A 21679-nucleotide genomic window follows, 5' to 3' on the forward strand; every position below is an offset into this window, starting at 1 on the left:
CGAGAGGTCCGGCGCGGGTTTCAGGACCGCGCCGTTTAGTGCAGGCGGCTTCTAACCCCGCCTTCCCTGAAGATCAAGCCTTCGAGGGCCGCTTTTTCGTCATAGCCCGTCAACGCCGCTAAATGCATGCGTTCGAAGCGTTCCTAGACTTCGTCGTCGTCATCGCCGACGCCGATCATGTCGGCGACGTCGTCGTCTTCTTCCTCTTCGTCGGCAAGGAAAGTATCGTCCTCATCGTCGCCTAGATCGACATCGTCCTCGTCGTCGCCCAGATCGGGAAGCTCGTCGCCGGCCTTGACGTCTTCGTCGGCCTCTTCAAGCGAGACGACTTCAACGCCTTCTTCTTCCTCGGCGTCCACTTCCTTCTCGGCCACTTCCTCTTCCTCTTCGAGGGCGGCGATCTTGCCGTCCTCGAAATAGGAACGCGGATACGTCTTGCCCGTATAGGGCGAGACGATAGGGTCCTTGTTCAGGTCGTAGAATTTTCGGCCCGTTTCAGGGTCGACACGCTTTGTGCCAAGTTCGTTTTTTGCCACGTCAAGCCTCGTCAGTAAAAGAGTGGTCCCCTTAACCACAGTTTACCGCGCTGTCAAAGCGAAAAGCCGGCGTCGCAAAACCAAGCACTGAAAGGCCTCGCGCCAAGCGACGACCATGGGGATGACCATTCGTGCCCGCCGTGATACGAGACCGCCGCAACAAATGAAAAGCGCCGGTGCGCCGGCATTCCGTCCAGGGAAATTCCATGTCTCACGCCGCCGCTGCCAAGCCGGCCACCGCCCGCAAATCATCCGCCCTTTCCGGCACCGCTCGCGTGCCGGGCGACAAGTCGATTTCGCACCGTTCCATGATGTTCGGCGGCCTTGCCTCCGGCGAAACCCGCGTCACCGGCCTGCTCGAAGGCGAGGATGTGATGCGCACGGCGGCCGCCATGAAGGCGATGGGCGCGCATATCGAGAAGCGCGGCGCCGAGTGGGTGATCCGCGGCACCGGCAATGGCGCGCTGCTGCAGCCGGAAGGCCCGCTCGATTTCGGCAATGCCGGTACCGGCTCCCGCCTCACGATGGGCCTCGTCGGCACTTACGACATGGAAACGACCTTCATCGGCGACGCATCGCTGTCGGGACGGCCGATGGGCCGCGTGCTCGAACCCTTGCGCCAGATGGGCGTGCAGGTGCTGAAGGCGACGCCGGGCGACCGCATGCCGATCACGCTGCATGGGCCGAAACACGCCGCACCCATTACCTACCGCGTGCCGATGGCCTCGGCGCAGGTGAAGTCGGCCGTGCTGCTGGCAGGCCTCAACACGCCCGGCATCACCACCGTGATCGAACCGGTGATGACGCGCGATCATACCGAAAAGATGCTTAGGGGATTTGGCGCCAATCTCTCGGTCGAGACCGACGAGCGCGGCGTGCGCCACATCTTCATCGAGGGCCAGGGCAAATTGACGGGGCAGACCATCGCCGTGCCCGGCGACCCCTCCTCGGCCGGCTTCCCGCTGGTCGCGGCACTGATCGTGCCGGGTTCGGACATCGTCATCGAGAACGTGCTGATGAACCCCACCCGCACCGGCCTGCTTCTAACGTTGCAGGAAATGGGCGGCCAGATCGACATCTTGAACCCGCGCAATGCCGGCGGCGAGGATGTTGCCGATCTGCGCGTGCGCTACTCCGAGCTCAAGGGCGTCACCGTGCCGCCCGAGCGGGCGCCGTCGATGATCGACGAATATCCGGTGCTGGCGGTTGCCGCGAGCTTCGCCGAGGGCGAGACGTTGATGCAGGGGCTGGAAGAGCTGCGGGTGAAGGAATCCGACCGACTGGCAGCGGTTGCCAATGGGCTGAAGCTCAACGGCGTCGACTGCACCGAAGGCGAAGCTTCGCTCGCGGTGCGCGGAAAGCCCGGCGGCAAGGGGCTGGGCGGCCATCCCAATGGCCAGGACACGACGGTGCAGACGCATCTCGACCATCGTATCGCCATGAGCTTCCTGGTGATGGGGCTGGCAACGGAAAAGCCGGTGACCATCGACGACGCTGCCATGATCGCGACGAGTTTCCCGGAGTTCATGGGTCTGATGACGGGGCTCGGTGCGGAGATCGGGTAGGTTGATGCCAAGCGCAAAGCAAGCAGAGATGTCGGCGGGACAGCGCCCCCCTCTGTCCTGCCGGACATCTCCCCCTCAAGGGGGGAGATCGGCCGTCACAGCGGCTTTCGCCAGTTCTCGAAATTGCAGGAAAGAGTGGGGCGCAGAAGCTTCTGATCTCCCCCCTGGAGGGGGAGATGTCCGGCAGGACAGAGGGGGGCGCGAAGGATCGCGGCGTCTGTCTTTTTCATCGAGCCTTTCGATCGTGTTGGCCCGCCAATGACCTTCACCATCGCCATCGACGGCCCGGCCGGCGCCGGCAAGGGCACGCTGGCCCGCCGGCTGGCCGACCACTACCGTCTCAACCTGCTCGACACCGGCCTCACTTATCGCGCGGTCGCCCATGCGTTGATCCGGCACGCGCTGCCGCTCGACAATGTCTCGGCCGCCGAAACCGCTGCCCGCCAGGTCGATCTAGCCAAGCTCGACCGGGCGGTCTTGTCGGCGCATGCTGTCGGCGAAGCGGCTTCGAAGGTAGCGGTTTACCCTACCGTTCGGCGCATCCTGGTCGAAAAGCAGCGCGATTTCGCCAGGACGCCGCCGGGCGCGGTGCTCGACGGGCGCGATATCGGCACCGTCGTGTGCCCCGATGCCGACATAAAACTCTATGTGACGGCGAGCGCGCAGGTGCGCGCGCAGCGCCGGCTGGCGGAGATCGAGAGCATTGGCGGCACTGCCGATTACGCCGAAATCCTTGCCGATATCGTGCGGCGCGACGAGCGCGACATGGGCCGCGCCGACTCGCCGCTGAAGCCGGCGGCGGACGCGCACTTGCTTGATACCTCCGAAATGGCTATAGAGGCCGCGTTTCTAGCGGCCAAAGCGATCATCGACGACGCCCTGGCTAAGAGAGACAAAGCCTGATCCAGGGTTTTCCCGCTCCACCGATTGCCGGAAGCGAAGAAAATACCCATATCGGGCACGAACCAGCCTGCCAGCATTCTTCATGCGCCGGAATTGCCGCTTAGGCGGCCCAGGGCTTTTGTAGCCCGGAACGCCGGCAGGCCAACGCAACGCTAACCCACGGCGCCCGTTCCGCTTCAGATGCGGGGCACTCCAGGAGAAAATATGTCAGCTGCAAATCCCACTCGCGACGATTTCGCGAGCCTGCTCGAAGAATCATTTACCACCGGTCACTCCGGCGAAGGTCAGGTCGTCAAGGGCACGATCCTGGCGATCGAAAAAGACATGGCCATCATCGATGTCGGCCTCAAGGTCGAAGGCCGCGTGCCGCTGAAGGAATTCGGCGTCAAGGGCAAGGACTCGACGCTCAAGGTCGGCGACACGGTCGAGGTTATGGTTGAGCGCATCGAAAACGCGCTGGGCGAAGCCGTCCTGTCGCGCGACAAGGCCCGCCGCGAAGAGAGCTGGGTCAAGCTCGAAGAGAAGTTCACCAAGGGTGAGCGCGTCGAAGGCGTCATCTTCAACCAGGTCAAGGGCGGCTTCACTGTCGACCTCGACGGCGCCGTGGCCTTTCTGCCGCGCAGCCAGGTCGATATCCGCCCGATCCGCGATGTCTCCCCGCTGATGCACAACCCGCAGCCCTTCGAGATCCTCAAGATGGATCGCCGCCGCGGCAACATCGTTGTGTCGCGCCGCACCGTGCTCGAGGAAAGCCGCGCCGAACAGCGTTCGGAAATCGTGCAGAACCTCGAAGAAGGCCAGGTTGTCGAAGGCGTCGTCAAGAACATCACCGATTACGGTGCGTTCGTCGACCTCGGCGGCATCGATGGCCTGCTGCATGTCACCGACATGGCATGGCGCCGCGTCAACCACCCGACCGAGATCCTCAACATCGGTCAGACGGTCAAGGTGCAGATCATCCGCATCAACCAGGAAACCCACCGCATCTCGCTCGGCATGAAGCAGCTCGAGAGCGATCCGTGGTCCGAGATCGGCACCAAGTTCCCGATCGGCAAGAAGATCAAGGGTACCGTCACCAACATCACCGACTACGGCGCGTTCGTCGAGCTGGAGCCGGGCATCGAAGGCCTCATCCACGTTTCGGAAATGTCGTGGACCAAGAAGAACGTGCACCCCGGCAAGATCCTGTCGACGACGCAGGAAGTCGACGTGGTCGTGCTCGAGGTCGATCCGGCCAAGCGCCGCATCTCGCTCGGCCTCAAGCAGACGCTCGAGAATCCGTGGCAGGCTTTTGCCGCGAGCCATCCGGTCGGCAGCCAGGTCGAGGGCGAGGTCAAGAACAAGACCGAGTTCGGCCTGTTCATCGGCCTTGAAGGCGACGTGGACGGCATGGTGCACCTCTCGGACCTCGACTGGACCCGTCCGGGTGAGCAGGTCATCGAAGAGTACAATCGCGGCGACATGGTCAAGGCGCAGGTGCTCGACGTCGACATCGACAAGGAGCGCATCTCGCTCGGCATCAAGCAGCTGGCCAAGGATACGGTCGGCGAAGCCGCGACTTCAGGCGAACTGCGCAAGAACGCGGTCGTCACCTGCGAAGTCACCGGCATCAAGGATGGCGGCCTGGAAGTGCGGCTGGTCGACAGCGGCATCGAAACCTTCATCAAGCGCAACGACCTCAGCCGTGACCGTGACGAGCAGCGCCCCGAGCGCTTCTCGGTCGGCCAGAAGCTGGACGCCCGCGTCATCGCCTTCGACAAGAAGACCCGCAAGCTGCAGGTCTCGATCAAGGCGCTGGAAATCGCCGAAGAGAAGGAAGCCGTCGCACAGTACGGCTCTACCGACTCCGGCGCTTCGCTGGGCGACATCCTTGGCGCCGCGCTGAAGAAGCAGGGCAGCTAAGCCGCTTCGCGCGCAGCGCGTAAGTCGCTTCGCGCAAGCGTAAACCTCGGCTGCGCCTCGCGCGCGGCTTGAACAAGAAGACCCGCGGGCCGCAAGGCTCGCGGGTTTTTTCATGCTCGGCGACGCGGTTGGCACAAGACAAAGACGGCGGAACCCCTTCAATTCCGCATGCGCGGCTGTAGGCTCGGCTGTCGTTGCAGACGTAAACACGGAAGTCCGGCCCTTCGGCAACGGAGAAGCATGCGCGATGAAGGTCGTCGAACTCTATCGCTATCCGGTCAAGAGCCTGCGCGGCCATGCCGTGCCGAGCGCCGACATCGAGACAATGGGCATGGAAGGCGACCGCCGTTGGATGGTCGTCGACAAGGATGGGCAGTTCCTCACCATTCGCCAGATACCTGATATGACGACGATCGACGTCGAGCATCGCGGAACGGGCATTCTGTTGAAGCATGACAGGCATGGCTCGCACTTCGTCGAGGCACCGGCTCCCGGCACCGCGCTCCGGCAAGTCAAGATCTGGAAGGATATGGCTGCCGCGCGGCCGGGCGATCCGGCCGCCGGCGCCTATCTCTCGGCTATTCTTGGCCGGCCCGTCGATCTCGTCTATTTCGACGATCCGCAAAACCGGCCGGTCGATGCGGAATTCGGCCAGCCCGGCGATTTCGTCGGCTTTGCCGACGGTTTTCCGCTGCTGATCGCCACGACAGGCTCGCTGAACCATCTGAACAGCCATCTTGCCAGGCCCATCGAGATGGCGCGGTTCCGGCCAAACATCGTCGTCGACGCAGACGGCGCATGGCTCGAAGACAGCTGGAAGACGATCCGCATCGGCGCTGTCGAGTTGCGCATCGCAAAGCCTTGCTCGCGGTGCGTCATCACGACCCGAGATCCGTTGAGCGGCGAGCAGCCGGACCCGCGCGAGCCGTTGCAGACGCTTGGCAAAATCCACCGCTCCGCCAAGGGCGGCATCATCTTCGGCCAGAATGCGATTCCCAACAACGCCGGCGCGATCGCCATCGGCGACGCAGTCGAGGTCGTGGAAGCGGGCGTCTCGAACCTGACGTAGTCGCAGGCCTTCTAATGCCGTGGAGGCGTCGGCGGTCGCCATGATTGAATGGCTAACCTCCGCTGTAGATCAGGCGAGGTCGGCAAAGGCCGCCATCGGAAGCCAAACCAAATGAGTCGCCTGCGCGGCGGAACTTCAGGCGCGGCCGTAAAGTGGCGCCAGCGTTCCGCTCATTGCCAGATTGGCCGGTGATGCCAGATAGGCGATTGCCTCGGCGGCGGCTTCGAGGCTGACCCATTTGCCGAAATCGGAATCCGGCATGTCGGCGCGGTTGGCCGGCGTATCGAGCGTCGAGGGCGCTACCGCGTTGACCAGTATGCCTTTGTGCTTCAGCTCTTCCGCCATCGCCACGGTCATCGCCGCCACCGCCGCTTTGCTCGCGGTATAGGCGACCATGCCCGCGCCTCTGCGCGGGTCGAGCCCGGCGCGTGCCGTGACATTGACGATGCGGCCCGCTGTGTTCGAGCCCAGCATGGAGCGCACTGCCGCGCGGCAGCACAGAAAGGCGGTGCGGGCGTTGGTGTCCATCATTTCGGCAAAGGATGCGGATTCGATTTTCTCGACGGGGGCCATGGCAAAGCCGCCGGCCAGATGGATGGAGGCCCACAATTCGGGAACGCTGTCATAGAAGGCATCGACCTTGGCGGGATCGGCGAGATCGACATTGTGCGCCAGCCTGACGCGCTCATCGGCCGCGAAGGGGAAATGCGAGGGGGCCGACGCATGGGCATTGGGCACATGGCAGATGGCGCCGTCGGCCAGCAATTTGCCGACAACCGCTGCACCGAGCGCCCCGGTGCCACCGGTCACCACGATATGCCTGCCCTGAAGTGTTTCCGTCATCCTATGACCGCTCCTGTCGTTTCTTATGATTATGTCGCTTGTTGTGCCGCGCCGACGCAGAGCGTCGCGCCTTTTGCGCGATCACTCAACCGCCATCTCGACATGGCAGTTGTTGCGTCTTTGCATCGCTCGAAGCCGCCGACCGCCCCCTTTTGACCCGCGCATGGACGAACGGCGTGCGGCCAGGCGTCAGTCGATGGTGATTTCGATGACGTGAGGCAGTCCGGTTGCGCGTGCGCGTTTGAGCGCATCGGCGAGACCGGCAGTACCGGCAAGCCGTTCGGCTGATATGCCGTAGGCCTCGGCCAGCTTGCAGAAATCCGGCGGCGCCGGCGACACGCCGACCGGCTCGACGCCGACATCGAGCATCGACGTTTCGATCTCGCGATAGCCTCTGTTGTTCCAGACGACGAAGATGACCGGTGCGGGTGCATCGAGCGCCGCGCCCAGCTCCGGCAAGGTGAACTGGAAGCCGCCGTCGCCGGTGAGGCAGACCACCGGCACGCCGGGCATGGCAAGGGCTGCGCCGATCGCCGCCGGCGGTCCGTAGCCGAGCGCGCCGAATCCGGTGGCGGCATTGAACCAGCCGCCTGGCCGGTCATGGTCGTAGTAAAGGTTGGCGGCGTAGATCGGCTGCGTCGAATCGCCGACGATTATGGCGCCCGGCAGCGCGTCGCGGATGGTTTCCACCGCACGCACCTGCGCGGCATAGGCCGGGCTGAGCTCGGCAAAGGCCGCCTTCCTCGACGCGGCTGCGCGGCTCTCGCCGTCCTTCGATGCGGCATGATCAGGGTGGAGCGCGCCAAGCAGTGCACCAAGCGCCTCCGCGCAATCGGCCTGGATGCCGACGCTCACCGGGCGGCGGGCGAGCTGGTCGGCGCCGATATCGATGCGGATCAGGTTGGCGGGCAGCACGAAGCCGCCGTCGCTGTAACCGTCATAGTCGGTCGGGCCGAATTCGGTGCCGGCAGCGATGACCAGATCGGCGTCTGCCATCAGCGCACGCACCGCCTTCAGGCTGGGGCTGGCCGGCACGCAAAGCGGATGCGCGTGCAGCAGACCGCGCGCATTGGCGGTCTGGACGACAGGTGCGCCGAGCCGCTCGGCCAGGCGCTGCAGTGGCTGTTCGGCGCGCTTGGCGCCGCCACCGGCAAGGATCAGCGGCCGGCGCGCGGCTGCGATCAGTTTGGCTGCTTCGGCAATGGCCGCGCCATCCGGCGCCGGCGGCGCTGCATTGGTGAGCAAAGCAGCGATGCCGTCGGCCGGTTTGACCATGACGTCGGTCGGGATCTCGATATGGACGGGGCCCGGCCGCGACGACGAAAACAGCGCGAAGGCCCGCGCCAAAGCGCCCGGCAATTCGCTGGCCTCGGTGACACGCTGCGAAAACAGCGCCACCTTCTCCATCATGCCGCGCTGGTCCGGCAGTTCGTGCAGGAAGCCCAGCCCCTTTCCCAGCGTCGGCATCGCGTTGACGCCCGAAATCACCAGCATCGGCACCGAATCGGCGCGCGCCTGGCCCATTGCGGTGATGGTGTTGGTCAGCCCCGGTCCGGTGATGACAAAGGCAACGCCCGGCCGGCCGCTGGCACGGGCATAGCCGTCGGCCATGAAGCCGGCGCCCTGTTCGTGACGCGGCGTGACATGGCGTATCTTTGAACGCGCCAGCCCGCGGTAAAGCTCGACAGTGTGGACGCCAGGAATGCCGAAAACGGTGTCGACGCCATGCGCTTCGAGCAGCGTGATCAGCGCTTCGCCGATGGTGGTCATGGCTTCTCTCCCTTTTGCGGCGCGAGGCCGAGCTCGGCCTCTATGGCTTTGACGCCGATCGCCGCCAATTCGCCAGGCGAGAACATCTCTGCGGCCAGACAGCCTTCGATCCAGAGCCCGTCGATGATCGCGTTAATGGCAATGGCATGGCGGCGCAGTTCATTTGCGTTTGGCCTGCGCTGCTCGGCGCCGAGCACTTCGGCAACGACTGCTTCCACCTCGTTGCGAAAGCCAAGATAGCCTTCGCGGTGGGCGCGAGCCAGGCTCGGATCCGCGCCGGCGCGGCCGATGAAGGTTGCCCAGAGCGAAAACACGCGTGCATCGATGATCGGGGCGTTGAGGTTGGCGGTAACGAAGGCCGCAAGGCGCTGGCGCGGCGCGGCGTCTTCCATGAGCAATGCTGCCTTCGCCTGCTCGGTCATGCGGCCCATCAGCGCCGCGTACGCTTCCTGCAGCAAGTCTTCCTTGCCGGGGAAATAGTGCCGGATCAGCCCGGCGGTGACACCGGCGCGCAGTGCGATGGTGCGCAGGCTGGCGCCCTCCAGCCCATGTTCGGCCACGCTGTCCAGGGTCGCGTCGATCAAATCCTGCCGCCGCCGCTCCTCGCCCTCGCGGCGGAACTTGCGGCGCTCATTCATTGCCGCAGGATGGGCCGCGTCAGGCATGTCGGCCCACCTTCGCAGGCGATGCAGAGGGCATCCGCCTCGAAGATTTGAACCGTGCAGCCGGCGGCTTCCATCGCGGCCTTGGTCTTGGGAGAGCCGGCGACGGCAATGACTTTATGCGGGCTGGTCGGCAGCACGTTCAGGCTGAGGCCGTTGGACTCGGCAAACTCTTCGGCGTCGCCTTCCACCAGCCGGATGCCGCGCGCCTTCAGCAACTGATAGAACGGAGCCGGCAAAAGCGGTGAATAGACCAGGGCCAGGTCGTCGGCCAGCGGGCTGATCACCGACATCAGATGCAGGCACGCCTCCTCGCCCTGCCACAGCGGCAGATCGAAGCCGTAGACGGAAATGCCGAGCGGCGTCAGCAGGTTGGAAACCTGCTGTATGCCTTCCTGGTTGGAGCGCACCCCGCGCCCGATTACCAGCGTGTTTTTATCCAGCCATACGCAATCGCCGCCTTCGACCTGGCCGGGCGCCTCGACGCGGCCGAGGATGGGAATACCCAGGCGTGTGTAGGTTTCCTCATGCAGTGATGGCTCCCTGGCGCGCAATGCCTTGCCCATGGACAGGATCAGCGCGCCGCGGTCGGTCATCAGTGACGGATCGTGGGTGAATACGGAATCCGACAGCCCGTCGGCCTTGTCATCGATCCATTCGATTTCGGCGCCGGACGCCGTCACCAGCTCAGCGAGAGCCGCGTGCTGCGCCGCCGCTTTCGCCGGGTCGAAACCCGGGCCATAGTGCCAGGTAGCCCGGTCGGCACCGCGCATGGCATTGGCCGCCGACCGCATCAGCACGCGCCGCAACGGCGCCGCCATGGACTGTGATCCGAAAGCGCTCATCGGTGCCCTTTTCAATGCCGTGTTCAGGGTGAAAAAAATGGAAGAAATTTCATCGGAGGCTATTTATACACTTGCACAATAAGGCCGCAAGTGCCGTAATGAGCGGGATTGACGGGCTCGCGCTGTTGGGTCCATGCTGAAGTCTGGAGTGGGCATTACAGCGTATGTTGATTAGCCGGATAGACGTTCGACGATCTGCCGTGGACCCTGTGGCAGAGGTTCCCCGGTGAGCGCGGCGGGAACCGCCGCAGTCCAATCCGGCAAGGCGCAGGACGGCGCCGCCGAAGCCATCCATGTCGAGAACCTGCACAAGAAATTCGGCCAGCTGCATGTGCTGAAAGGCGTTTCGCTGTCGGCGCGCGACGGCGAGGTGATCGCCATTATCGGCGGCTCGGGTTCCGGCAAGTCGACGCTGCTGCGCTGCATCAACTGCCTGGAAAACCCGACCAGCGGCATCATCCGCGTCAATGGCGAGGAGATCAAACTCAAGGCCGACAGCCACGGCCACACCGTGCCCGCCGACCGCCGGCAGATCGAACGCATCCGCGCCAAGCTCGGCATGGTGTTCCAGAACTTCAACCTGTGGAGCCACATGACGCTGATCGAGAACGTCATCGAGGTTCCGGTGCATGTTCTGGGCGTAAGGCGCGACGTGGCGATCAGGGAAGCCGAAAAGCTTTTGGCGCGCGTCGGCCTCGCCGAAAAGCGCGACGTCTATCCGGCCTATCTCTCCGGCGGTCAGCAGCAGCGCGCGGCGATCGCCCGCGCCCTGGCCATCAACCCGCGCGTCATGCTGTTCGACGAGCCGACCTCGGCGCTCGACCCGGAGCTGGTTGGCGAGGTGCTGAAGGTGATCGGCGACCTGGCGCGCGAGGGCCGCACCATGGTGCTGGTCACGCATGAAATGAAATTCGCCCGCGAGGTCGCGACCCATGTCGTCTACCTCTGCAACGGGCTGGTCGAGGAAGAGGGGCCGCCGGAGCAGATATTCGGCGCACCGAAATCCGAAAGGCTGAAGCAGTTCATCCGCAACATCGGCTAGGACAAGCCGGGACGGAAGAAAACCGGGAACCAACAACAAACTGGGAGTCGTGACATGAAGACTGTTCTGAAAACATTCGCCGCAGCGCTGCTGCTCGGCGTCGCCGCCATGGGCGTGGCCAAGGCCGATCCGGTCAAGATCGGCGTCGCCGCCGAGCCCTATCCGCCCTTCACCTCGCCGGACGCTTCCGGCAAATGGGTTGGCTGGGAAATCGAGTTCATCGACGCCGTCTGCGCCGAGGAGAAGCTCGACTGCGTCATCACGCCTGTCGCCTGGGACGGCATCATCCCGGCGCTGACGACCAAGAAGATCGACCTCATCGTCTCCTCGATGTCGATCACCGCCGAACGCGAGAAGACCATCGACTTCTCGGACAAGTACTATAACACCCCGACCGCCATCATCGGCCCGAAGGACCAGAAATTCGGCGCCACGCCGGACGACCTCAAGGGCAAGATCATCGGCGTCCAGGTGTCGACCGTCCATGCCGTCTATGCCAAGAAGCATTTCGGCCCAACGGCTGCCGAGATCAAGGAATACCAGACCCAGGACGAGGCCAACAACGATCTTGCCGCCGGCCGTCTGGACGCGGTGCAGGCCGATTCCATCGCGCTTGGCGAATTCCTGAAGTCGGACCAGGGTAAGGCCTGCTGCGACCTGAAGGGCATGGTGGCTCCCGATGACGAAGTGCTCGGACCGGGTGTGGGCGCCGGCGTGCGCAAGGAAGACACCGACCTTAAGGCCAAGATCAACGCCGGCATCAAGGCGATCCGCTCGAACGGCAAATATGACGAGATATCGAAGAAATACTTCGATTTCGACATTTACGGTGGTGGCGGCGCGCAGTCGAACTGACGATCCTCGCATGAGCTGAGGGGCATGGCGCCAACGCCATGCCCCTCCTGCCCGACCTTTCCCAGACATGCTGCCACCGACGCTGCCGTCGGCGGTGGTTGAAGCCAGCAATCCGGGGGCGACGCTGATCGACGCACTTCTTTCGGCCTCGGCGGCCGGCATAATCGAGCTTCTTTCGCCCAATCCGCCGGGCTGGGGCGGCACGCTCTTGCTTGGGCTGCTCCATTCGATCGAGATCGCGCTCGGCGCCACGGTCCTTGGTCTCCTGATCGGCACCGGTGGCGCCTTTGGCAAACTTTACGGCGGGCCGGTCGTACGCGACTTGCTGGCGGTTTACACCACCATCGTGCGCGCCGTGCCCGAACTGGTGCTGATCCTGCTGCTCTATTATGCCGGAACAGACCTGATCAACCAGGCGCTGACGGCAATGGGCTACCAGCGCGTCGACATCAGCGGCCTTGCCGCGGGCATCGCCGTGCTCGGCTTTGTCCAGGGTGCCTATTCGACCGAAGTGATCCGCGGCGCCATCCTGGCCATACCGCAGGGCCAGATCGAAGCCGCCCGCGCCTATGGCATGTCACCCGGGCTCATGCTGCGGCGCATCACCTTGCCGGCGATGCTGCCCTTCGCCATACCCGGGCTCGCCAATCTGTGGCTGATCGCCACCAAGGACACAGCCCTTCTGGCGGTCGTCGGCTTTTACGAGCTGGCGCTGGCGACGCGGCAGGCTGCGGGGGTCACCAAAGCCTATTTCACCTTCTTTTTCGCCGCGGGCGTGCTCTATCTCATCTTGTCGCTGGTCTCCAACCTGCTCATCGGCCGCCTCGAGGCCTGGTCGCGGCGCGGTATGCCGTCGCTCAAGGATGCGCGCTGATGGCCGGAGAAGCGACCATCATCAACGCTGCCGCGCGCACGTCGCTGTGGCTGCAGCCGCATCGCATCGTGCTGATCCTGGTCGCAATCGCGCTGGTTTTCGGTGCGGCCTTCTTCTTGCGCTGGGACTGGCTGCCGCAATTTTACGAAATGGGGCTTCTCGGCATCTGGCGGTCGCTGTGGATCCTGGCCGTTACCTGCTTTCTCGGCTTCCTGCTCGCCGTGCCGCTCGGGCTGGCGCAGGCCGCCGGCCCGTTATGGCTTTCCGCCCCCGCCAGGACATTCTGCACCGTCATCAGGGGCACGCCGCTGCTGATCCAGCTATGGCTGCTCTATTACGGGCTGGGCTCGCTGTTTCCGCAATTTCCCTGGATCCGCGAATCCTGGATGTGGCCGTATCTGAGGCAAGCCTGGCCTTATGGAGTGCTGGCGCTGACCTTGTCCTTCGCCGGCTATGAGGGCGAAGTGATGCGCGGCGCCTTTGCCGGCGTGCCGAAGGGGCAGTTGGAAGCCGCCCGCGCCTTCGGCATGAGCCGCTGGAAGATTTTCCGCCGCATCTGGCTGCCGCAAGCCATCTACCGGGCGCTGCCGACGCTGACCGGCGAAACCGTGCTGCAGCTGAAATCGACGCCGTTGGTGGCGACGATCAGCGTCATCGACATCTTCGCCGTCTCGTCCAAGGTCCGGCAGGACACCTATCTCACCTACGAACCCTTGCTGCTTTTGGCGCTGATCTACATGATCATCACCGGCATACTGGTGTTTGCATTCAGCAAGATCGAGGCGCGGATTCCGAACAAGGTGGGTTAGGGAATAGTGAGTAGGCAGTAGTGAGTAGTCAGCATATGACCGGGAAACCGCTTGCTTTCGCTACTCCCTACTGACTACTCCCTACTCACTCACCACCAATCGGGTCCGCACCATGCAACTCTCTCTCGACCAGGCAACAGGACTGTGCCGCATGGCGGCGCTCGGCGCCGGCGCCAATGAGGAGGCGGCGAGGTCGCTCACCGCCTCGATCATTGCCGCCGAGGCGGAAGGGCTTTCGACCGTCGGGCTGACCCATTTCATCGATTACCTCGAAGCGCTGGAAGCCGGCCGCATCGACGGCAATGCCGATCCCGTGATCACCAGGCCGGCGCTCGCCGTCTATCAATCCGATGCGCGTGGCGGCCTCGCCCATACCGGCTTCGACCGCACCATCGACGACCTCGCCAAGGCGGCAAAGCTGTTCGGCGTCGCCATCTTCTCGCAGAAGAACGCTTATACCTGCGGCGCACTAGGCTATTTCACTGGGCGTCTGGCGCAGCTGGGATTGGTCTCCTTCGCCGCCACCAACGGGCCGGCGGTGCTGGCAGGCTCGGGCTCGGTCAAGCCGGTCTATTGCACCAACCCGATGTCGTTTGCGGCACCCGCCGCCGATGGCGCGCCGCTGGTCATCGACCAGTCGTCGAGCGCCACCGCCTTCGTCAACATCCGCAAGGCGGCCGAGGACGGCAAGAAGATCCCCGAAGGCTGGGCGCTGGACGCCAGCGGCAATCCGACCACCGATCCGGCCGCGGCCATGAAGGGCGCCATGCTGGCCTTCGGCGGCCAGCGTGGCGCCAACATCGCGCTGATGGTCGAAGTGCTGGCGGCTGGCTTGTCGGGCGCCAACTGGTCGCTCGACGCGCCCTGGTTCTCCGGCGGACCGGACAGCCCCGGAACCGGCCTGTTCGTGCTCGCCGTCGAGCCCAAGCTGCTCGACCCGGATTTCGAGCAGCGCATGAAGAACCAGCTCGACCGGCTGCGCCGGCGCTTTGGCGTGCACGTGCCGGGCCGGGCGCGGGCCGAAGCGGCGGAGAAGGCGCAGGCGCGCGGCATCAACGCCCCCAAAGCCGTGGTGCAGCGCATTTCCGAATTCGCCGAGCGCTATTCGGGCTGAAGCAGTCCTGCGACAACGAATTTTTTACGCGACCTGGCTGAACCTTTCTACCGATCGCAACGACCAATAGCTGCCGGGTCGGGTTTGCCCGGTCGGTGTCTTCTGTCGGATGCGTTTAGGGCCCGGGCGGGCGTATGCCGTCTCAGGTTACCCGCCCCGTTGCGCTCTGTCTCGACCGTTGCGTCACCCGGAAAACCCCGCTTCGGCGGGGTTTTCTACGTTCGTGCTCTGTGTGCTAAAACATGATGCCAGAAGTTAACTTTTGTTAACTTGACTTGCCGGGAACCATCGGGCGTTTGCAAGGGATCGTCACAACAACAGGAGCTACGATGTCCGCAACCACCGACGCTTCCCGCGGAAAACTTATCGTTCCGGTGTTTGGCCGCCTGTATTCGTCGCTGCATGATGGCGCCGAAACCCTTCTGCGCGTCGTCGCCGGCGGGTTTCTCACCATTCACGGCTCGCAGAAGATCACCAACCCTTTCGGCGCCGCCGAGATGGTCGAAGGCCTCGGCTTCTATCCCGGCGCGTTCTGGTCGCTGCTTTTGTCCTGCACCGAATTCTTCGGCGGCATTCTGATCGCCATCGGCCTGTTGACTCGGCCCGCCGCCTTTGCCGGCATGATCGTGCTGCTGGTCACCGTCTGGTTCCACTGGATCACTGTCGGCCAGGGCTTTTCCGGCGCTGAAAAGTCGCTTCTATGGGCGGCGATCCTGCTGTTCTTCGTTATCCGCGGCGGCAACCGCCAGTCGGTCGACGCGCGCCTCGGCAAGGCGTTCTGAAGGGTCCATAAGAGGGTGGCAGCGACGACGCGTCACCCTTTGCCTTTGGCCCAAAACGGACTATGAAACGGCTTCAGCCAAGCTTTCGAGCGCCGGAGCCAGCCATGACCGAAATCCTGCAGATCCCCAAGCTCGTGGTCGTCTTCGGCGGCTCCGGCTTCGTCGGCCGCCACATCGTGCGGGCGCTGGCCAAGCGCGGCTACCGCATCAGGGTGGGGGTGCGCCGGCCCGATCTCGCGGGACATCTGCAGCCGCTCGGCAATGTCGGCCAGATCCAGCCGGTGCAGGCCAATGTGCGCGTGCGCTGGTCCGTCGACCGCGCCGTGCAGGGCGCCGACCATGTCATCAATCTGGTCGCCATCCCGCATGAAAGCGGCCGGCAGAAATTCAACACCGTGCACGAATTCGGCGCCCGCGCCGTCGCCGAAGCCGCGCGCTCGGTCGGCGCAGGACTGACCCATATTTCGGCGCTTGGCGCCGACCTCAACGCCGAGTCCGACTATGCCCGCACCAAGGCGCTCGGCGAAAAGGCCGTCCTGGAGACGATCCCGGACGCCGTCATCTTCCGACCGTCGATCAATTTCGGACCCGAGGACAGTTTCTTCAACCGCTTCGCCGACATGGCGCGCTATTCGCCGGTGCTGCCGCTGATCGGCGGCGGCCAGACCAAGTTCCAGCCGGTCTATGTCGGCGATGTCGCCGAAGCGGTGGCGCGTTCGGTCGAGGGCAAGATCAAGGGCGGCCAGATCTATGAACTCGGCGGGCCGCAAGTGCTCACCTTCAAGCAGTGCATGGAAGAGCTGCTCACCGTCATCGAGCGCAAGCGGCTCCTGGTGCCGGTGCCGTGGTGGATGGCCAATCTGCAGGCCTCGATCCTCGGCCTGCTGCCCAACCCGTTGCTGACCAAGGACCAGGTGCTGCTGCTGCGCCAGCCCAACATTGTGTCGGAGGAGGCCAACAAGGCCAACCGGAACCTTGCCGGCCTCGACATCCAGCCGCAGTCTATCGGCACAATCCTGCCCAGCTATCTCTGGCGCTTCCGCGCCGCAGGCCAGTTCCAGCGCAAGCCCGCCGGCATCGCGTAACAAGGCGTTGCGCCGTTAAACGCGCCGCGTCACCTGCATCGGCAGGCCGCCTTGCGGCTGTGTCGTCAGTTTCTGCACCGGCCACGGCTTGGTCTCGGCCGTCACGTCGAAGCGGAAGCGCGACAGCATGATGGCCAGCGCAATGATCGCCTCCTGCATGGCGAAGCTGGCGCCGATGCAGATGCGCGGACCGGCGCCGAACGGCAGATACTGGAAGCGGTCGATCTTCTCGCGGTTTCCCGGATGGAAGCGTTCGGGCATGAAGGCGTCGGGCATGTCCCACAGTTTTCTGTGGCGGTGTACGACCCAAGGCATCACCAGTACGGCCGCGCGCTTGGGGAGCACCAGATCGTTCCAGGTCTCCGTCTCGATCGGCTCGCGGTTGATGGACGGCGCCGGCGGATAAAGCCGCAGCGCCTCCTCGAAGGCGGCGCGGGTGAACGGCATTGCGTCGAGCCATTTCGTCGGGTCGGGTTCGCGCGCCAGCACGGCATCGATCTCGCGCTCGACCTTTTCGCGCTCCCACGGCGCTTCGGCGAGGCAGTAGATCGTCCAGCCCAGCGCCCGCGCGGTGGTCTCGTGGCCGGCGCCGATGAAGGTGATGATGTTGTCCTCGACTTCCGCCCGCGTCAGCCCGTCGGGGCCTTCGGCGCGCAGCAGAAGCGTCAGGAAATCCTGCGGCGCGGTGTCGGGGTCGCGCTTCAGCCGCTCCTCGCGCATCTTGACCGTATCGGTGACGATCTTGCGGAAATACGCCATGGTCTTGCGGCCGCGGATGCGGGTCAGCCGCGGCAGCCATTCGGGCGCGCGCAACAGGTCGAGCGGATCGACACGGCCCATGGTTTCGAACAGGCGGTCGATTTCCTGCGCGAAACTGCCGGGCTCGCCCGCAATCTCGCCCGAAAACAGCGTTTCGGCCAGGAGATCGTAGGTGAGCAGCGTCATGTCATGGGCGACATCGGTCATGCCGCCTTCGTCATAGCGGGCGACGAACTGCATCGTGCGGCGCAGCATCGGCTCGGCGAAGCCGAAGATATGCCGCGGCGTGAACACCGGCGCCATCGCCTTGCGCGAGCGCTTCCACACCTCGCCTTCGGCGGTCAACAGCCCGTCGCGCAAGATCGGTCGCAGGATCATCTGGCGCACCGTCGCCATCTTGTAGTTCCTGGCGTTGTCGATCAGCACGTAGCGGATAAGGCCGGGATCGTTGGCGACGATCAGATGCCCGCCGACGCCATTCGCCGAAATCCAGGGCTCGTTGTAGGTGTGCTCGCCCCACAGTTCGAGCGGATTGCGGTAGACGATCCGCATCATCTCCAGCGTCGAAGGCGGCGTCGTGCGCGGCTTGGGCGCCGGCGGCACGAAGGGGACGGGCTGCGTGTCCATGAGGTGCTCCGCTGATAGCTCAGATGTAGTGGCTGGCAATCCGGGCGTCCATGTGACCGAACGGCAAACTGAAACGCTGCAGCGCCCGGTGTGCCCGACAGACGGTGTGTTCATCGGATCGTGACCGCCGGTGAAACGGTTGCGGCTTGTCCGGTTGGACACTCTGCCATAGGTGACAGTTGCCAACAGCTACTGCCAATCGCCCAGGAGAGTCCGCTTGAAGCACAAGCTGAACATCATAATCGGCAGCACGCGGCCGGGCCGCGCCGGGCCGGTCTTCGCCCACTGGCTGGAGGATTTTGCCCGCGAGCACGGCAAATTCGAACCGGTGCTGACCGACATTGCCACGTTCCATCTGCCGGTTCTGGACGAGCCGCATCACCCCAGGCTCGGCAATTACCAGAACGACCACACCAAAGCCTGGTCGAAGGTCATTGATGCCGCCGACGCCTTCGTGTTCGTTGCGCCGGAGTACAATTATTTCGTGGCGCCTGCGATCGTCAACGCCATCGACTACCTTGCGCGCGAATGGAAATACAAACCTGCCGCCATCTTCAGCTATGGCGGGGTTTCCGGAGGCCTGCGCGCCGCGCAGGCGCTGAAGCCGCTGCTGACCGCGGTGGGCGTCATGCCCATCTCGGAAGGCGTCGCGCTGCCGATGTATCAGAAACTGCTGGAGAGCGACGGCTCCTTCCAGGCTAGTGAGCAGGTAGAGGGTGGGACCAAGACCATGCTGGACGAGCTCTCGCGCTGGAGCGGGGCGCTGAAGCCGATGCGGGCTGCGTAACGCAGCCGGCCCCGGCTTGCTCATGCCATAAAGAGGTGGAATGGTCGGCAGGTGACTGAGCCGGGGGCGGTTCGATTTGCGCCTGTTGTTTGCCTTGCTGTTGATGCTTGCGACCACCGCCACAGCGGTGGCGGAGCGGCGCGTGGCGTTGGTCATTGCCGAGGACGACTACCGGCTGGTGCGGCCGCTGGCCAATCCTGTCAATGACGGCGAGGTGATGGAAGTGGCGCTGAAGAAGCTCGGCTTCGAGGTCGTGGTCGAGACCAATCGTGATCTCAGGCGCATGCGCCGGGCTCTCGACGATTTTCGCGAGGACGCCATGGGCGCCGACGTGGCGCTGGTGTATTTCTCCGGCCATGGCGTCGAAATCTCCGGCGACAACCGTCTTCTGCCGGTCGATGCCGATGCCTCCTCGCTCGACCAGCTGGAGAAGACCAGCCTGCCGCTGGAGGAAGTGCGCGATGCGGTTGCCGCCACGGCGAAGGTCGGGCTGATCGTGCTCGACGCCTGCCGCAGCGATCCGTTCACAGGCGGCAACGGCGACGGGCGTGGCGCCACATCGCTGATCAAGGACCTTGTGGACAAGATCAAGCCGGGCCTCGGACGCGTCGGCAAGGCGGAAAACATCCTGTTCGCCTTTTCGGCGGCGCCCGGCGAGGCGGCTGCCGACGGTACCGGTGCGAATTCGCCCTTTACAGCGGCGCTGATCAAATACCTCGGCACCGACGGGCTCGAAATCCGCTCGGTGCTGACGCTGGTGCAGCAGGAGGTCTACGACCTTTCGCGCGGAAAACAGCTGCCCTACGTCGAAAGCGGGCTGCCGAAGCTGTTCTTCGCCTCGGCGGCCAAGGAACAACTGCCGGAGCGCGAGCGGCTGTTGCTTGCCATGGCCGATGTGACGCCGGAAATGCGCGGCGCGGTCGAACGGGTCGCCAGCGATGCCGACATGCCGCTGGCGCCGCTCTATGGCGCGCTGATCAGTTCCGACACCAGCCATCTCTCCGGCGAAAGCCTGGACGCCAAGCTGCGCGAGGCGGCCGACGCCTTCGTCAAGGTGCGCGGCGAGATGAAGACGCTGGCCGCCGACGACCCGCAGGTGACCGAACTGCGCCGCCAGGCCGAGGAACAGTTGGCGCTCGGCGCTTTCGATGGCGCACGCGTGATCCTCGCCAAGGCCGCCGACGTCGACAATGTCTCGCGCCAGGCGTTGAAGGCCAATTTCGTCAGCCGCACCCTGTCCGAAGCCGCGACGCGATTTCTCTCGGGCGGCGCGGCGCGTGCCACCCTGGACTATGCAACCGCCATCAAGGACTATGAAACGGTGCTGGCGCTCTATGGCGAAGCCGGGCAGACCTCGCTCAGCCTGGAACAGGCCGACCGCCAAAGCCGCACGCTGGAAGAGCTCGGCATCCTCTACACAACGGTCGGCAACACCGACGCCGCCGGCCGCGCCTTTGCGGCGCTGGTCGCCAATCTTGAGCAGCGAGCGCGCCAGGAAACCGATCCGAGCGTCAAGCGCGACCTGGCCATCGGCCATATCAAGTTCGCCAACATCAAGATGGCGCAAGGCGATCTGCCGGCCTCCCTGCAAAACTATGAGGCGGCCAGGGACATGTTGCAGGGCCTGACCACAGACGTGCCGGACAAGAAGGACTGGCTCGGCGATCTCGCCATGGCCAATGACAAGATCGGCAATGTGCTGGCCACGCAAGGCGACCTGGGTGCGGCAGCCCAGGCCTACCAGCAAAGCCTGTCCATCAAGCAGCAATTGGCCGATGCCGAGCCGAACAGCGTCTATCTGCTGCGCGACCTGACCATTACCTACGACGAAATCGGCGGTCTTGCCCGTACCGCCGGCCAGCTGGATGGCGCCCAGACTGCATTCGAAGAGAGCCTGAGAATTCGGCTGGCGCTGGCGCAGAACAACCCCGACGACCCCAGGCATCAGCGCGCCGTCTCCGTCAGCTACACAAGGATCGGCGACGTCCTGCGCGAGCGTGGCGACGCTGCGGGCGCGCTCGACGCCTACAACAAGAGCCAAATAATCGCCGAAGCGCTGGTGCGCCGCGACTCAAACGACACCGATTTGAAGCGCGACCTGTCGGTCGGTTACGCCAAGATCGGCAATGCTTACGGCGACCAGAAGGACTGGCCACTCGCGTTGGAGGCCTACCAGCAGGCGCTGGCCACGGCGCGAGACCTTGCCGCCAGCGACCCAGGCAACACCGATTGGCAGCGCGACCTGTCGGTCTGTCTGGAAAAAATTGCCGGCGTGTTTGATGCCCAGGGCGATATCGCCGGTGCTTTGCAGAACTACCAGGACAGTCTCGTCATTGCCGACCGGTTGGCAAATCTCGACCCGGGCAATTCCGACTGGCAGCGCGACCTGTCGATCACGTTCGAGGAAATAGGCCTGCTGGAGACCAAGCAGCGCCACTATGAGGGCTCGAAGAAGGCCTTCGAAGCCAGCCTGGCCATCCGCCAGCGGTTGGCCCTGTCCGATCCGGACAATGCGATCTGGCAATTCGATCTGGTACAGGCCTACATCAACTATGCCTATGTGGCGAAGAATCCGAAGGCTGTGTTGTCGCAGGCGCTAGACCTGACGCTGGAGCTTGACCGCACAGGCAAACTGGCGCCGAGGGACAAACCCACGATCAAATATCTGCGCGGTCTTCTGGCCAAATTGAAAGCCGCGAAAAAATAGCCGGCTGCCAGCTCGGGATTCAGCCCTGAAATGCCCGCAAACCTTGGAAAAACCGCCTTTTGCGCCTATATCTAGGACATCAAAGCGGCGTGATTCGAAGCCATTTTTTCGCGCTGAGCATGCGGCAGCAATCAGACAGGTTT

At 64.2% G+C, this 21679-nt stretch carries 19 protein-coding genes; 13 read left to right on the forward strand and 6 right to left on the reverse strand.

The window, feature by feature from the left end; all coding sequences use genetic code 11:
• Positions 1-143: 143 nt before the first annotated feature.
• Positions 144-536, reverse strand: coding sequence for a TIGR02300 family protein (locus AC3EMP_RS05840; protein WP_023683538.1), 393 nt, complete (start codon positions 534-536; stop codon positions 144-146).
• A gap of 206 nt (positions 537-742) precedes the next feature.
• On the opposite strand from AC3EMP_RS05840, the gene aroA reads away from it, so the two are divergent.
• From aroA to AC3EMP_RS05860, 4 genes are all read left to right on the forward strand, one after another.
• Positions 743-2101 carry a 3-phosphoshikimate 1-carboxyvinyltransferase gene (gene aroA / locus AC3EMP_RS05845; RefSeq protein WP_023703673.1) on the forward strand — a complete coding sequence of 453 codons (1359 nt, stop codon included), beginning with the start codon at positions 743-745 and terminating at the stop codon, positions 2099-2101.
• A 258-nt stretch (positions 2102-2359) separates the two neighbouring features.
• Positions 2360-3004 carry a (d)CMP kinase gene (cmk, locus tag AC3EMP_RS05850; RefSeq protein ID WP_352595019.1) on the forward strand — a complete coding sequence of 215 codons (645 nt, stop codon included), beginning with the start codon at positions 2360-2362 and terminating at the stop codon, positions 3002-3004.
• Between the two features lie 204 nt (positions 3005-3208).
• Positions 3209-4906 (forward strand): 30S ribosomal protein S1, encoded by a 1698-nt coding sequence (rpsA, locus tag AC3EMP_RS05855; RefSeq protein WP_023671316.1) that lies wholly within the window; start codon positions 3209-3211, stop codon positions 4904-4906.
• A gap of 247 nt (positions 4907-5153) precedes the next feature.
• On the forward strand, positions 5154-5975 hold the full coding sequence (locus tag AC3EMP_RS05860; RefSeq protein ID WP_352595016.1) for an MOSC domain-containing protein: 822 nt from the start codon (positions 5154-5156) through the stop codon (positions 5973-5975).
• A 135-nt stretch (positions 5976-6110) separates the two neighbouring features.
• Here the strand turns inward: AC3EMP_RS05860 and AC3EMP_RS05865 are convergent, their stop codons facing one another.
• The 4 genes from AC3EMP_RS05865 to AC3EMP_RS05880 form a co-directional block, all read right to left on the reverse strand.
• Entirely contained in the window at positions 6111-6818 is a 708-nt protein-coding gene (locus AC3EMP_RS05865) for an SDR family NAD(P)-dependent oxidoreductase (protein ID WP_352595013.1), read from the reverse strand.
• Positions 6819-7007: 189 nt separating this feature from the next.
• Complete coding sequence (locus AC3EMP_RS05870) at positions 7008-8588, reverse strand: 5-guanidino-2-oxopentanoate decarboxylase (protein WP_352595010.1); 1581 nt, start codon at positions 8586-8588, stop codon at positions 7008-7010.
• On the reverse strand, positions 8585-9253 hold the full coding sequence (locus tag AC3EMP_RS05875; RefSeq protein WP_023725953.1) for a TetR family transcriptional regulator C-terminal domain-containing protein: 669 nt from the start codon (positions 9251-9253) through the stop codon (positions 8585-8587). Before AC3EMP_RS05875 ends, AC3EMP_RS05870 begins: the two co-directional genes overlap by 4 nt.
• The gene (locus tag AC3EMP_RS05880) at positions 9223-10095 is read right to left on the reverse strand and encodes a dimethylarginine dimethylaminohydrolase family protein (protein ID WP_352595007.1); all 873 of its coding nucleotides are present in this window, start codon (positions 10093-10095) and stop codon (positions 9223-9225) included. The genes AC3EMP_RS05875 and AC3EMP_RS05880 overlap by 31 nt, the downstream gene beginning before the upstream one ends.
• 226 nt (positions 10096-10321) lie before the next feature.
• Here AC3EMP_RS05880 and AC3EMP_RS05885 point away from each other — a divergent pair, with 226 nt between their 5' ends.
• From AC3EMP_RS05885 to AC3EMP_RS05915, 7 genes are all read left to right on the forward strand, one after another.
• Entirely contained in the window at positions 10322-11137 is an 816-nt protein-coding gene (locus AC3EMP_RS05885; protein ID WP_023693139.1) for an ABC transporter ATP-binding protein, read from the forward strand.
• 54 nt (positions 11138-11191) lie between these two features.
• Positions 11192-11992: a transporter substrate-binding domain-containing protein gene (locus AC3EMP_RS05890; protein WP_352595004.1), complete on the forward strand. Its 801-nt coding sequence runs from the start codon at positions 11192-11194 to the stop codon at positions 11990-11992.
• Positions 11993-12200: 208 nt separating this feature from the next.
• Entirely contained in the window at positions 12201-12866 is a 666-nt protein-coding gene (locus tag AC3EMP_RS05895; RefSeq protein ID WP_032891566.1) for an ABC transporter permease, read from the forward strand.
• Positions 12866-13675, forward strand: a complete 810-nt coding sequence (locus AC3EMP_RS05900; RefSeq protein WP_352595002.1) for an ABC transporter permease — start codon at positions 12866-12868, stop codon at positions 13673-13675. The genes AC3EMP_RS05895 and AC3EMP_RS05900 overlap by 1 nt, the downstream gene beginning before the upstream one ends.
• 112 nt (positions 13676-13787) lie before the next feature.
• The gene (locus AC3EMP_RS05905; RefSeq protein WP_023739667.1) at positions 13788-14789 is read left to right on the forward strand and encodes an Ldh family oxidoreductase; all 1002 of its coding nucleotides are present in this window, start codon (positions 13788-13790) and stop codon (positions 14787-14789) included.
• A gap of 329 nt (positions 14790-15118) precedes the next feature.
• Positions 15119-15571, forward strand: coding sequence for a DoxX family protein (locus AC3EMP_RS05910; protein WP_023700422.1), 453 nt, complete (start codon positions 15119-15121; stop codon positions 15569-15571).
• A 104-nt stretch (positions 15572-15675) separates the two neighbouring features.
• The gene (locus tag AC3EMP_RS05915; protein ID WP_023732640.1) at positions 15676-16656 is read left to right on the forward strand and encodes a complex I NDUFA9 subunit family protein; all 981 of its coding nucleotides are present in this window, start codon (positions 15676-15678) and stop codon (positions 16654-16656) included.
• A 15-nt stretch (positions 16657-16671) separates the two neighbouring features.
• On the opposite strand, the gene AC3EMP_RS05920 is transcribed toward AC3EMP_RS05915, so the two are convergent.
• On the reverse strand, positions 16672-18042 hold the full coding sequence (locus tag AC3EMP_RS05920; RefSeq protein WP_352710678.1) for a cytochrome P450: 1371 nt from the start codon (positions 18040-18042) through the stop codon (positions 16672-16674).
• Between the two features lie 217 nt (positions 18043-18259).
• On the opposite strand from AC3EMP_RS05920, the gene AC3EMP_RS05925 reads away from it, so the two are divergent.
• A complete protein-coding gene (locus tag AC3EMP_RS05925; protein WP_352652439.1) occupies positions 18260-18829 on the forward strand; it encodes an NADPH-dependent FMN reductase in 570 nt (189 codons plus the stop codon).
• Between the two features lie 76 nt (positions 18830-18905).
• Entirely contained in the window at positions 18906-21536 is a 2631-nt protein-coding gene (locus tag AC3EMP_RS05930) for a caspase family protein (RefSeq protein ID WP_352594995.1), read from the forward strand.
• Positions 21537-21679: the final 143 nt, after the last annotated feature.

It is taken from the genome of Mesorhizobium sp. P160219, from assembly GCF_057786095.1.